Raw genomic sequence first — 15,116 nt, 5'->3', positions numbered from 1 at the left:
CATAATATAATGTGTTACACTAGAAAGAGGTTTTATGGCTATTACTAAAGAATACAAACTAAAAACATTTGGACCCACCACAAAGAGAAGGGATTATTCTGAGACTGCACATGATTTACCTATTACTGATTTATTAACAATCCAAAAAGATTCATATAAATGATTTTTGAATCATGGTCTAGCAAAAACATTTAAAAATATATATCCAATTGAATCTTTCAATGGAAGAATAAGATTAGAGTTTTTACCCAAGTCATTAAGACTTGAAAAACCAAAGAATGAATTTGATGCAGTTAAACTTGCAAAACAAAAAGGCATGACTTACAATGTCAAAGTCATGGGTAAAGTTCAAAAAATTGATGAAGAAACAGCTGAAGCTAAGACCCAAGAAGTCCTATTTGGAGAAATTCCACTTATGACAAGCGGAGGAACTTTCTTGATTAATGGTTCTGAAAAGATAATCATTACACAATTATTAAGATCACCAGGTGCTTATTATGGAGTTAACACTAAAAACTCTATTTCAAATATCCGTGGTGCTCTTTACAATAGATTGGAACTAATACCGAAATTAGGATCATGACTTGACATATCTCACAGAGTTACTGGTTCTACAGCAGACTATGTAAGGATGTCAATTGATAAAAAGAAATCGGTTTCTATTTCCACTTTTCTAAGAGCATTAGGAATGTCGAAGGATGGGATTGTCGAAACTTTTGGTGATGTGCCAATTATTACTGAGTCAATTCTTAAGGACAAAGATGTAACTGAAGAAGATTGTCTAGAAAAAATGCACAGAATTATCAGAAAAGGCGATAGAATCACAGCTGATTCTAAGAAGAATCTTTTCCCAAATATTTTCTTTAATCCAAGAAGATATGATTTATCCCAAACTGGTAGATACATGCTTAATAGAAAACTTAATTTGGTTGAAAGAATCACTGACACAATTTTAGCTGCTGATATTAAAATAGCCGATAAAGTTTTATATAAAGCCGGAACAGTAATCAATTTTGAACTTGCTAAAGAAATTCAAAAACAATTCAACAAGAAAGTCCTTAAGCCAATAAACGCAAAAGGTATTACTAAAGAAGTTTATGGATCATATCTAGAAGATAACCCCAAACTGGCAAGCAGAGTTAAGGTTATTTCTATTTTAGTTAATAAGAATCTTGCGGATTTTGAAAATAAAGTAAAACCCATTATTGTTTTGGGGAACTTGTCTGCATCTGATGAAAATCATTTATTAATATCTGATATTGTTGCTGCTGTTTCATATTACTTTAATCTTGCAGAGGGCTTAGGATTGGATGATGATCCAGATTCACTTATTAATAAAAGAGTTGTGGCTGTCGGAGAATTATTGCAAAACCAATTCCAAATTGGCTTAACTAAGTTAGAAAGAAATGCTAAAGAAAGAATGTCATCAAAGGAACCAGAAAAGATTACTCCAAAAAACATTACTAACAACAAAGCGATTTTCAATCAGTTTAAGACATTCTTTAACTCCTCACAACTTTCACAATTTATGGATCAAATGAATCCTCTTGCAGAAATTGCTAACAAACGTCGGGTAACATCATTAGGTCCTGGTGGGCTTAATAAAGATACAGCATTTATTAATGTTCGTGATGTTCATAGTACTCACTATGGGCGTATTTGTCCAATTGAATCACCCGAGGGGCCGAGTATTGGATTGATTCTTAACTTTTCTAACTATGCCAGAATTAATGAACTAGGGTTTGTTGAAACTCCATATTTTAAGGTAATTGATAATGTTGTTCAATCAAAACCAATCTTTATGACGGCCTTCCAAGAAAAAGGATTGACTTTTGCGCAATCAACAATTAATATTAATGAGAAAAGAGTCCTAACTGATAAAGTCATAACTGTTAGAAAAGATTCTGATTATATTGTTGTCTCACCAAAAGAAGTTGATTATGTATCTGTCTCATCTAAACAAATGACTTCAATTTCTTCTTCGTGCATTCCTTTCTTAGAAAGTGATGATGCTGTTCGTGCCCTAATGGGTTCAAATATGCAACGTCAAGCAATTCCTTTATTAAAATCAGAGGCACCATATGTGGCTACTGGGGTTGAAAAAGATATTGCTAAGTTTTCTGCATCTAATATTCGCGCTGAAAGAGATGGCGAAGTTGTTTATGCTGATTCAACTATTATCAAAATTAAGCACGGATCTAAAAATAAAACTTATAAATTAAGAGCTTTTGAAAGATCTAATCAAGGTTCAGTTATTAGTCAAAGACCAATTGTTATTGTTGGAGATAAAGTTAAAGAAGGTCAAATAATTACTGATGGTCCTTCATTTGATAAAGGTGAATTAGCACTTGGTAAAAATGTCACAGTTGCTTTCACCACTTGAAATGGTTATAACTACGAAGATGCTATTATCATGTCTGAAAAATTAATGAAAGATGATGTTTTTACATCTTTACACATTGATGAAAAAACAATTCAATTTAGAAAAGCTAAAATTGGTGATGATGAGTTAACTGCTGAAGTTCCTAATACATCCAACTTCTCAAGAAGAAATCTTGATGAAAATGGAATCGTTAGAATCGGTTCAGAAGCAGTGGCTGGAGATGTACTTGTCGGACGTGTTTCTCCTAAAGGTGAAGATAATCCCACTCCTGAAGAAAAATTGATTGCCGCCATATTTGCTAAGAAATTTAGTAATCAAAAAGATACTTCTTTAAAAGTTAAACACGGGCATGGAGGAACTGTTATTGATGTTGAAGTTCTTTCTAGAGACAAAGGCGATAAATTAAAAGATGCCATTGAAATGGTTGTTAAAATTTATATTGCTAAGAAAAGAAAAATTAAACCTGGGGATAAGATGGCTGGACGTCATGGTAATAAAGGTGTTATTTCAAGAATTTTGCCTATTGAAGATATGCCTCACTTAGCAGATGGTACACCAGTTGACATTATGCTTAACCCCCAAGGTGTTCCTTCACGGATGAACATTGGTCAAATATTGGAATTACATTTAGGAATGGCAGCCAAGAAATTGAATGTTAAATTTATTTCGCCGGTTTTTGATGGAATTAAATACAATACAATTACTGATATTCTAAAGGAAGCTGATTTACCAGAAAATGGTAAATTTGATCTTTATGATCCAACGTCAGGTGAAAAATTTGATCACAAGATTTCTGTTGGTTCCATGTACATGATTAAGCTTGCTCATATGATTGATGATAAAATGCATGCTCGTTCAGTCGGACCATATTCACTTATTACGCAACAACCACTTGGAGGTAAGTCTCAAAATGGAGGTCAAAGGTTTGGTGAAATGGAAACATGAGCCGTTGAATCTTATGGTGCTACAAATGTGCTTCAAGAATTACTTACTTATAAATCGGATAATATCGAAGGTCGTAATAAAATTTATAATGCCCTAGCAAATGGTGCCCCATTACCTAAACCAGGTATGCCTGAATCATTTAATGTTCTTGCCTATGAATTAAGAGGCTTGGGATTAAAAATTGAGTTAGATATTGAAGAAAATTCACACTGAGAGGAAGAAAATGCCATTTAAATCTAGAAAATATGCCACAATTGATGAAAATTCAATTAAATCCATAAGATTATCTCTTGCTAAATCTGATGATTTCAAAGAGTGATCACATGGAGAAGTTACAAAGCCAGAAACAATTAACTATAAAACTTTTAAACCAGAAAAATATGGTTTATTTGATGAAATGATTTTTGGGCCGATTACAGACTTTAAATGCCCCATTTGTGGAACTAAGCACAAAAGATCTAATGAAGGTCAAATTTGTGAAAAGACTGACGAATGTAAATTATTCCAACCAGAAATTTTACCTAAATCTTCAAGAAGAACAAGAATGGGTCATATTGAACTAGCTTCACCTGTAATGCACTTTTGGTTTTTCAAAATCGATCACTCTATTCTTGCTAAACTACTAGGAATCAGAGCAGAAGGATCAGCTAAAATTCATTCTAAAACAACAATTGAAAGTATTATTTACTTTAAATCACACATTGTTTTAGAATCAGGTGGATTAAAAACATTGCCCAAACACAAAATTATCGATATTAACAATGCGGCCGTTTTTTATCGAGACACCTTTAGAGAATTATTGAAAATCATGACAAAGGGAGGCAATCAAGACGCCATTGAAGAAATTAATTTTGCCATCAAAGATCTTGAAGAAACAGCTTCTTCAAAAATTGGTAAAGATTATGGAATTGATTTCTATGAATTAAATGAAATTATTGAGGAGTACTCAGAAGCCAAAATCGGCACTGGCGCTAATGCTATTAAATATATTTTAGAAAAAATTGATCTTAAAGCAGAGGTAAAAGTAGCTAAAACAGCTATTGCTAAAATTAATAACAAAATTTCCAAATCTGCTAATCACACTACACAATTACAAGCAAGGGCTAAATTATACAAACGTTTACTAATTATTAATGCATTCATTGAATCTAAACAAGACCCAAGTGATATGTTGATTACTAATTTGCCAGTTATTCCAACAGACCTAAGACCATTAGTCCAAATTGATGGTGGCCGTCATTCAACATCTGATGTTAATGAACTATACAGAAGAATTATTATCAAAAATAATAGATTGAAAAAATGATTTGAACTTGAAGCACCAATTTTAATTATTCAAAATGAATTACGTATGTTACAAGAGTCAGTTGATGCTTTAATTGATAACTCTAGAAAAAAACCTTCACCAGTTATGTCTAAAGATAATAGACCACTTAAATCTATTTCTGATGCCTTAACAGGTAAAAAAGGAAGATTTAGACAAAATCTTCTTGGTAAACGTGTTGATTATTCAGGCAGATCAGTTATTGTTATTGGTCCAGATTTGAAAATGCACCAAGCTGGAATTCCTAGACAAATGGCCGCGAAGTTATTTGAACCATGAATTATCAAAAAATTAGTTGATGCTAATGTTGTTTCATCAATTAAAGCTGCTAAGAAGATTATTGAAGAAGAAGATAATAAGATTTGACCATTTGTTGAAGAAACAATGATTGGTAAAGTTGTGCTGCTTAACCGTGCGCCAACATTACATAGATTATCTGTACAAGCTTTTGAGCCTGTATTAGTCAGGGGTGGAGCAATCAAACTTCATGCCCTTGTTACAACAGCTTTTAATGCTGACTTTGATGGCGATCAAATGGCGGTTCATGTTCCTATTTCTCCTGAAGCTATTAGAGAAGCTAAAGAACTAATGCTTGCTAACAAAAATATTCTTGGTCCCAAAGATGGAGAACCAATTATTAATCCTTCACAAGATATGATCTTGGGCCTTTATTACCTAACTATTGAAAAAGCTAAAGCTAAAGGTGAAGGTACTTTCTATTCTAATTATGATCAAATGTTTAAAGCCTATAACCATAAAGTTATCGATCTGTATGCAAGGGTGATTATTCCTGCATCGCAAATAGGCAAAGAATATTTAGAAAATGATGATAGATATATTATTTCAACAGTTGGGAAATTTATTTTTAACCAATCATTCCCGACAAGATTTCCGTTTATTTTTGATGGTAGTTTTAAGACATTTGATGGTAAATATAGTAAATACTTGTTCCCTCAAGGAACAGATTTAAGAAAAGCCATTGCGGAAATGGAAGTTAATAAACCATTTGATAAGAAGAATATTTCTAAAGTTGTTCGTGCAGCCTTTGACCAATATGTTTCACAAATTCCAAAAGAGGATTTGGCAAATGTAATTAATACCATTAACGCAGGTAATCACCAAGATTCAGTTATGAAATTTTCACAATTACTTAACCATAAAGGTGAGCAATTAAGTGTGATTCATGCGCAAATTCTTTCTTCGTTTGTGAAGAGAAGATATGCTCAAATTGATAAAGCTATTACATTAAAAAATGAAGGGGTTAAACGAATTTTTGAAATTAATGAAAAAGTTAAGTTATTAGAAAAAGTTTGGTTTGATTATACTAATATCGTGGCTAAGTCACTTGATAATATAAAATTACTAGGATTTAGATATTCAATGCTTTCTGGTGTAACAATGTCTATTGATGATATTAAAAATTCGCCAATCAAAGAAGCACAAGTTATTGAAGGTGATAATTATGTAGCTGAAATTCAAAAGATGACCAAAAAAGGTTTACTAACTGATGATGAGAGATATAATTTAGTTATTGCTAAATGAACAGCTATCAAAGATCTTATTCAAGCTGACTTAGAAAAAGTTGCATCTTCAACTGAATATAACCCCATCTTCATGATGATGAAATCTGGAGCCCGGGGAAATATTTCAAACTTTGTGCAATTAGCTGGTATGCGTGGACTAATGGCTAATAATAAGAAAATGTATTTGGCTTTTGCTAAAAATGATATTCAGGTTCGTTCAACTGTTGAAGTACCGGTTAAATCATCCTTTCTGGAAGGATTAACAAGTTATGAATTTTATTCATCAACTCATGGGGCTAGAAAAGGTCTAACTGATACAGCTCTTAATACAGCTAACTCAGGGTATTTGACTAGAAGATTAGTTGATGTTGCCCAAAATATTGTTGTTAGAGAAGATGATTGTAAATCAGACTATGGTTTCCTTGTGAAGGACATAAAAGATACTAAGACTAATACCGTTATCGTTTCTATGCAAGAAAGAATTGAAGGGAGATTTACCAATAAACCAGTAGTTAATGCTGATGGTGAAGTTATTATTGAAAGAGGCGTTTTAATTACTAATGAATTAGTTAGAAAAATTGTGAAAGAAAAAATTGATTCCATTGAAATTAGATCGGTTCTTGGCTGTCAAGTGCGTCATGGTGTATGTAAGATTTGTTATGGTAAAGACCTTGCCACAAATACTGTTGTACAAATTGGTGAAGCAGTCGGAATTGTTGCTGCTCAATCAATTGGTGAACCTGGAACTCAACTGACTATGCGTACTTTCCATACAGGTGGTGTTGCTGGGGTTGATGATATCACTGGTGGATTTGATCGTCTAAAACAATTAATTGATGCAACGAAGAAAACATGAGAAAGATCAGCGGTTATTTCTAAAACTAATGGTCAAGTAGTTTCCATTGAATATGAACTAGATGAAAATGATAATAAAACAAACAAGAAAATTATTTCTGTTAAAGCCACTGACTTATCTAAAACTAATAATGGGAGCAAAGTTTATAAATATAAATTCTTAGCCACTAGACGGATTAGACGTAAAAAAGGTGAAATTGTTAAAGCTGGTTCAAAGCTTGTTGATGGGCCAATTGTTCTTGAAGATCTTCTTGAATATGCTGGACCTAGACCAGTACAAAATTATTTATTAAAAGAAATTCAAAGAATTTATCGTATGCAAGGTATCGCGATCTCTGATAAGTATATTGAAATTATTATCAGACAAATGCTTTCCAAAATTCAAATTGAATATCAAGGTGATTCAGAATTATTTGCCGGAACACTTGTTGATGTGCAAAAATATAAAATGATTAATCGTGAATTATTAATTCAAGGTAAAAAACCAGCTTATGGGTCCATTATTTTAAAAGGTGCTAAACAAACTCCATTATTATCTGAGTCATTCCTATCAGCCGCTTCTTATCAAGAGACAGCTAAAGTGCTTGTACATGCTTCTATTTCAGGAAGAAGAGATAATTTGGAAGGACTAAAAGAGAATATCATTGTGGGTCATAAAATTCCGGCTGGAACTTCATCTGATTATGAGGCTAAAGGTAAATATGATATTAGAGATCCAAGAGATTACTTTAAAACAAAACAAGTAGAAAAATTAAATTTTGAAGAAATTAAAATGGCTGAAGATGAATTAAGAGAAGAATTTGGTCAATAAAATATTAAAAATGATATAAAAATGGAGTGCTAAAGCACCTCATTTTTTTCTATCTTTGGTCATTTATGACATGGTACCCGCGATGGGACTTGAACCCATAAGCCGAAGCGGGAGGTTTTGAATCTCCTGTGTATACCATTCCACCACGCGGGCATATTTGGCAGGGATAGAAGGAATCGAACCCTCATCGACGGGTTTGGAATCCGTAGTTCTACCACTAAACTATATCCCCATATGCCATAGAATTATACTATTTTTCAATCTGATTATTCATTAAATGTTACTAATAATAATTTGGTACATAAGTTTTATGCGATTAGTAAACATTTTTTACTTAAAGGCTTTTAGCTACCTAAAAAGTTGTTAGAAATTTAATTAATTTTATATATTTCTTAATCTTAGAATCTGTCATTAATACGCTAATCGGTATTACCCATCTTCCCAAATTGAATTTTAAATAAGGTTAAAACTATTTCCTTAAAGCTTGTAAGAATGTTGGATTATGTTTGGAAAGCTTATTGTTTGCTAATTTATATATGTAGTTAAAGAAGACGGTTTTTGTTCAAAAAAAATAAAAAATTAATAAAAACACACAAACTAATATTTACTCATCAGCAAAATTAAGTGACATAAAACAATAAAAGTTTTGTTTTCATAATTCTTATGAGCATTACTTATTCTGTCTTTAACAATACAAATATGTAAAATCATTATTAAAACAAATAGTTAGTGTCATAAATAACACAAAGATAACCTTTTAGCAATAAAGTGAAATAATGAAATAGTTCAAACTTGTAGTTATTTACAATAAAGTGGAATTATGATTAATGAATGGCCCTACAATATATCACTATATTTTTGCATAAAATTGATTATCTAAACATAATATAGGCATAAAATCTATAACAAAAGACTTTTAATGACTGACTTGCTAGGTAGATAATCATGAAATATCTGAATAAATAATAAAATTATATATATAAGTTTATATATTTCCAATAAAAGATCAAATAATCAAAAACATCACAAAAAATAATAAAATCGCAAATAATTTATACGGGGTGGGAATGAACCAGAATTCATAATTAAGTAAAATAAAAAAACAATTTACTATATAATTAAATTGCATTTAATATGCAGAAAAATAAATTAGTATTTTAATTAAAAATAAAAGGAAAATATATATGAAAAAAACAAAAAAATTAGCCTTAGGGCTTGGAACCCTGACAACCATTATTGCTCCAGTTGCTGTAGCGATATCTTGTGTAGATGATGGAGAGGCTGTCAATGATGAAAATGTACAACCAGTAGTTGCCGAAATAGCGACACCGGCAGAAAAAGCCAATATGGCAGTTCAAGCTCTTGTGATTGATAATTTTGTAGATGTAACAGGGTCAGGAACAACAAATGACACTGTATTAAATTCAACTATTACATTAGCTCAAGTTGTCGTTGCAATTAAAGCTCAAATTGCAGATATTGATGCTAAAGCATTAATTTTAGATACAAACATTGCTTTAGATATTGCTACTCCTGGTACTCTTCAAATAACTGTGTCAGGTCATGGAGATGATAAAGTTCTTGTTGTAACAGGATTTAGAATTGAACTAACCCCAGCTGCTGCTGCAGTTCAAGCTCTTGTGGTTGGTGATTTTGTAGATGTAACAGGGTCAGGAACAGTAAATAGCTCTGTATTAAATTCAGCTGTTACAATAGCTCAAGTTGTCGTTGCAATTAAAGCTAAAATTGAAGATGTTAATGCTAAAGAATTAATTTTAAATACAAACATTGCTTTAGATACTGCTACTCCTGGTACTCTTCAAATAACTGTGTCAGGTCATGGAGATGATAAAGTTCTTGTTTTAACAGGATTTAGAATTGAATCAGATCCTAGAATGGCTGCTATAACAGCAGTTCAAGCTCTTGGGGTTGATGATTTTACACATATAAATAGGAATTTATTGAATTCAGCTATTACAGCAGCTCTAGTTGCCAACGTAATTAAAGCTAAAATTGACGATGTTAATGTTAAAGCATTAATTTTAGATACAGAGATTGCTTTAAATGCTGATACTCCTGGTATTCTTCAAATAACTGTGTCAGATCATGGAGATGCTAAAGTTCTTGTTTTAACAGGATTCAGAATTGAATCAGCAATAGCTGCTATGATAGCAGTTCAAGCTCTTGTGGTTGATGATTTTGTAGATGTAACAGGGTCAGGGGCAGCAAATAACACTGTATTAAATTCAGATATTACAGTAACTCAAGTTGTCGTTGCAATTAAAGCTCAAATTGAAGATGTTAATGCTAAAGCATTAATTTTAGATACAAACATTGCTTTAGATACTGCTACTTCTGGTACTCTTCAAATAACTGTGTCAGGTCATGGAGATGATAAAGTTCTTGTTGTAACAGGATTCAGAACTTCATAATCCAATACAAAAGATATGACAATGACAGGTTAACAATCCTAAATAATAATAAATACCATAAACCTAATTTATGGTATTTTTATAGTGTTTTTTAGTATGTTTTTTTAATCTATAACATAACTTTTTATTTTACAATCAAAAATACTCTTTTAATTGGAGTATAATCATTTAGAAAGAGGTTCCCATGGACAAGAAGACAATTGATGATATAAACTTAAGTCATAAAAAAATATTGATCAGAGTAGATTTTAATGTACCAGTTGAAAATGGGGTGATTACTTCTGATAAAAGAATATCCGCTGCCCTTCCCACCATAAAGAAAGTTATTGCGCAAAAAGGTAAAGCAATCTTATTTTCTCACTTGGGCAGAATTACTTCAGAAGAAGATAAAATTAAAAAAGATTTATCAATTGTGGCAAAAGATTTATCTAAAAAACTTGGGCAAGAAGTCAAATTCATTAATGCTACAAGAGGCCCACTCTTAGAAGGGGCTATTAATGCTATGCATGATGGAGAAGTATTGATGTTCCAAAATACAAGATATGAAGATCTTAATAATAAGGCTGAATCAAAAAATGATCCTGTATTAGGTAAATATTGAGCATCATTAGGAGATATATTTATTAATGATGCATTTGGCACAGCTCATAGAGCTCATGCCTCAAATGTGGGGATTGCTTCAAACATCCCGATATCTGCAGTTGGTTATTTAGTTGAGAAAGAATTAAGAATGCTTGGTAAAGGATTGGATATTCCACAAAAACCATTCATCGCAATTGTCGGAGGAGCCAAAGTGTCTGACAAAATTAAGATGATTAAAAATCTTTTAAAAATTGCAGATAAAATTTTAATTGGTGGCGGAATGTGTTACACGTTCCAAAAAGCGCTAGGTCATTCCATTGGTGATTCATTATTAGAAGCAGATTATATTGATATGGCTAAATCGTTTTTAGATAAAGCAAATGGAAAAATCATTTTACCAGTTGATTATGCTGTAGCTTCATCATATGCAAATGAATCAAGAGAAATAATTGATACAATTGATATCCCTAATGGTAAAATGTCGTTGGACATCGGCCCTAAAACAATTAAATTATATGAAGAAGCATTACAAGGCGCTAAAACAGTTGTCTGAAATGGCCCCATGGGTGTGGCGGAGTTTAACAATTTTAAAGATGGAACAGAAGCAATTGCTACAGCAATATCTAAACAATCAGGAGTTTTTTCTATCATTGGTGGCGGAGATTCAGCAGCGGCAGCAATTAAGTTAGGATTTGAAGATAAGTTTACTCACATTTCAACAGGAGGGGGTGCTTCCTTAACATATATGGAAGGCAAACCTCTTCCTGGTGTTGAAGCAATTCAAAATAAATAATGTTAAAAAATAAAAGGAGTCATAATGGCAAGAAAAATCATAATAGTCGGTAATTGAAAGATGAATAAAATACCATCTGAAGCTAAGAAATTTATGGTTCAGTTTAATAAGTTGGTGATAGCTAATAAAGCAAAAATTAAAAATATGAAATTTGGAATCGGTGCACCTGCAGTCTCTTTAGCGACTGTTAAAAAATTAGCGCCAACTGGGATGATTGTAGCTGCTGAAAACTTTAACGAACATATTTCAGGAGCCTTCACTGGCGAGTTATCAGCTACCATGATCAAAAGTGTTGGAGCTAATGCAGTCATTATTGGACACTCAGAAAGAAGAGCAATGTACAATGAAACAGATCAATCTGTTAATGCAAAAATGCTAGCTGCACTTGAAAATAAGCTACTACCAATTGTTTGTGTAGGTGAAACATTGCAACAAAGAAAATCCGGTAAGTGGAAGGCAACGATTAAAATTCAATTAATTAATGCTTTTAAAGATCTAACAGGTGAGCAAACACAAAAAGTTATTATTGCTTATGAACCCATATGAGCGATTGGCACCGGAGTTACTGCTTCATCATCTCAAGCTCAAGAAGTATGTGCTTACATCAGAAACTTGATTGGAAAAATATTTTCAGAATTAGTATCATCTAAAATTATTATTCAATATGGTGGTTCAGTTAAACCAGACAACATCGCTGAATTGATGGCAAAAAAAGATATTGACGGTGCTCTTGTTGGTGGTGGATCGTTAGAAGCGGATTCGTTTGTAAAATTATTAACGCTTAATCAATAAACTCGAAACAATATTTCTACTTTCTTTCTTAATTAGAATATTTTTTTATCACAATATCGATATATAACAAAATTGGTGATTTTATGAAAATATGTCTTTTTTATATAAAAGAGGATATTTTTTATATAATGATGTGATGAAAGAGGTATTATGAAAAAACCGGTTGTATTAACAATTATAGATGGTCTAGGATTTGATAGTAACAAAAAGGCTAATGCATTTAAATTAGCAAAAACTCCAACACTTGATGATCTTCTTGAAAATTATCCCAATGTCAAACTAAAGGCCTCAGGAGAACAAGTTGGTTTACCTGATGGACAAATTGGCAATTCAGAAGTTGGTCACCTCAATATTGGAGCTGGTCAAATTGTCTATACTGGTTTATCTTTAATTGCAAAAACAATTCTTGATGGCACATTTATGAAAAATGAAGCCTTTTTACAATCTATTAAACACGTTAAAGAACATGGCACCACTATGCATGTTATGGGGTTGTTATCCCCTGGTGGAGTCCATTCTCTAGAAGCACATCTTTTTGAAATACTAAAATTATTACATAAACAAGGCATAACAGACGTGACATTGCATGCTTTTACAGATGGAAGAGATGTTGATCCTAGATCGGTTCTTGCTTCGCTAACAAAAGTATTACCTATCTTAAAAACATATGGTTACAAACTTGGTTCAATCCAAGGACGTTTATATGCCATGGATCGTGATGCTGACTTTACTAAAACTGAGCAAGCTTTTGAAGCACTACAAGGCCGTGCTACAAATTCATTTACCAATGTGGTGGATTATATTAATGACCAATATAATAACAAGAATTTAAATGATGAATTTATTGACCCGGCCGTTAATCAAGATGTAGATGTAAAATTTTTGTCTGATAATGATGGGATCATTTTATTTAACTTCCGCCCAGATCGAAGTAGACAACTATCACATTTATTTGTTGGTTCGCAATTATATGATGTCAAAGCCAATCATCCCGTGAAAGGTCTTAATCTAACTATCATGATGCCTTATGAAGGAATTAAGGCGCATGTAGCCTTTGATTCTATGAAAGTGCAAAACACCTTGGGTTCTGTTGTTTCCAAGGCAGGATTTAAACAAATTAGAATTGCTGAAACACAAAAATATGCCCATGTAACATTCTTTATGGATGGGGGAGTGGATATTCAATTGTCAGGTGCAAGTAGAATCTTGATACCTTCTTTAAAAATATCTGATTTTTCAAAAGCTCCAGAAATGTCAGCCCAAGGTATTACTGATATGTTGTTACCGGAACTAAGTAAGGTTGATCTTGTGATTATGAATTATGCTAATCCCGATATGGTTGGACACACCGGCGTTTTATCAGCCGCCATTGCAGCCGTTGAATTCATTGACTTACAAATTAAAGTTGTTAAAGCTGCTATTGATAAACTAGATGGGACTATGTTCATTACAGCTGATCATGGAAATGTTGAAATTATGGCTGATGAAAAAGGCAACCCAGTTACTAAGCACACAACAAGTGATGTACCATTTATCAGTACCGATCAATCATTAACACTTACAAATGGTTCACTTGCTAATGTCGCGCCCACAATCATTGATTATTTAGGATTAGAGATTCCAGCTTCAATGGACCATGAATCACTAATTAAATAAGTTATAATGTCTAAAGATATTTAAGGAGATAAAATGAAAAAACTATTGTTAACATTAGGATCAATAACAGCAGTTATCGCTCCGATAGTCGCAGTTATTGCTTGCGGTGCTAAAGCTACAAAAGGACAATATGGAATTGGTATCATCACTAATTATCTTGTTGATAATGATAGACAAACTATCACATCACTAACTATTGATTTAACTAAATATAGTACAGCTAATCAGAATCTAAATTCTGAAATTGATTTGCTTACCCATGCCACACTTAATGGTGAGACCTCTTTAAAAATTATTATCTCACATGAAAATTCTCTTGAGCAGAAAATTATGGCTGAAGCACCAGAAATTGATCCAGCTAATCAACTCCTAAAAAAAAATCATAAATTCAGAGAGTTAATTGATTTGCTTAAATTTAGAACAGCACTTAGTAGTTAAGTAAAAAAACAACGATTCTTAAATGAATCTTTTTTTATGTCAATTAATATAGGGGTAAAGCATTTCTTATCATTATTTGCAATAGACAAAAATGTTTTGTTTATCTTGGTTAGCCATTTTTCCCCCTAAGCATCGAAAATGATTTACCTTATATGTTAAGTATTGTACATATAATTATCCAAATATTATTGTGCTATATATAATTGAGTCAAATACTTAAAAACATAAAAAAATAGAAGATCATTCTTGTAAGAGAATATTTACATGATCTTTATGATTAACATTAAGTAACACAATGGGTTAAAATATCGTTAGAAAAAAAATAAACATAATATTTTAAGTTGAGTATCAAATTAATAAAATTGGTCAGTAACTCAATAATATTTTCCGTGATATTAATAGTTTGATATTCAAACAATAAGTTAGCTAAAAATAATATAAGTGTGCTAAAATAATTTCAAGAGTGTCTAAGTTAGCTACAACATCTGGTAATAGCCCACAAGAGTTTGTTTCAATAGTTGAGTTAAATAAAATCCATGAATCTAAAACTTAATAATTTATATTATGAGTACTAGATTAAAT

6 protein-coding genes, 2 tRNA genes and 1 pseudogene are annotated in these 15,116 nt (G+C 32.0%); 7 read left to right on the top strand and 2 right to left on the bottom strand.

The features are described 5' to 3' along the window. The first annotated feature begins 34 nt into the window (after window positions 1-34). The gene (gene rpoB / locus O3I44_RS03060; protein WP_303717053.1) at window positions 35-3,562 is read left to right on the top strand and encodes a DNA-directed RNA polymerase subunit beta; all 3,528 of its coding nucleotides are present in this window, start codon (window positions 35-37) and stop codon (window positions 3,560-3,562) included. After that, a pseudogene (rpoC, locus tag O3I44_RS03055) lies at window positions 3,552-7,703 on the top strand (DNA-directed RNA polymerase subunit beta'); the annotation flags it as partial. The gene rpoB and the pseudogene rpoC, both read left to right, overlap by 11 nt. Window positions 7,704-7,912: 209 nt before the next feature. Here the strand turns inward: rpoC and O3I44_RS03050 are convergent. Both O3I44_RS03050 and O3I44_RS03045 read right to left on the bottom strand, forming a co-directional pair. Next, window positions 7,913-7,994 (bottom strand) — tRNA-Leu (locus tag O3I44_RS03050). A gap of 5 nt (window positions 7,995-7,999) precedes the next feature. Continuing rightward, window positions 8,000-8,073: transfer RNA gene (locus tag O3I44_RS03045), tRNA-Trp, on the bottom strand. A 952-nt stretch (window positions 8,074-9,025) separates the two neighbouring features. Here O3I44_RS03045 and O3I44_RS03040 point away from each other — a divergent pair. The 5 genes from O3I44_RS03040 (at window position 9,026) to O3I44_RS03020 (ending at window position 14,534) form a co-directional block, all read left to right on the top strand. Then, window positions 9,026-10,273: a hypothetical protein gene (locus O3I44_RS03040; protein WP_303717051.1), complete on the top strand. Its 1,248-nt coding sequence runs from the start codon at window positions 9,026-9,028 to the stop codon at window positions 10,271-10,273. Window positions 10,274-10,457: 184 nt separating this feature from the next. Further along, window positions 10,458-11,648, top strand: coding sequence for a phosphoglycerate kinase (locus O3I44_RS03035; RefSeq protein WP_303717050.1), 1,191 nt, complete (start codon window positions 10,458-10,460; stop codon window positions 11,646-11,648). 24 nt (window positions 11,649-11,672) lie between these two features. Next, the gene (gene tpiA / locus O3I44_RS03030) at window positions 11,673-12,440 is read left to right on the top strand and encodes a triose-phosphate isomerase (protein ID WP_303717049.1); all 768 of its coding nucleotides are present in this window, start codon (window positions 11,673-11,675) and stop codon (window positions 12,438-12,440) included. Window positions 12,441-12,590: 150 nt separating this feature from the next. After that, window positions 12,591-14,096 carry a 2,3-bisphosphoglycerate-independent phosphoglycerate mutase gene (gene gpmI / locus O3I44_RS03025; RefSeq protein WP_303717048.1) on the top strand — a complete coding sequence of 502 codons (1,506 nt, stop codon included), beginning with the start codon at window positions 12,591-12,593 and terminating at the stop codon, window positions 14,094-14,096. Between the two features lie 33 nt (window positions 14,097-14,129). Then, window positions 14,130-14,534, top strand: a complete 405-nt coding sequence (locus O3I44_RS03020; RefSeq protein ID WP_303717047.1) for a hypothetical protein — start codon at window positions 14,130-14,132, stop codon at window positions 14,532-14,534. Window positions 14,535-15,116: the final 582 nt, after the last annotated feature.

The sequence above is a fragment of the Candidatus Mycoplasma mahonii genome, assembly GCF_030550815.1.
Lineage (GTDB): Bacteria > Bacillota_I > Bacilli_A > Mycoplasmatales > Metamycoplasmataceae > Mycoplasma_O > Mycoplasma_O mahonii.
This window is presented reverse-complemented; position numbering and strand designations above follow the sequence as displayed.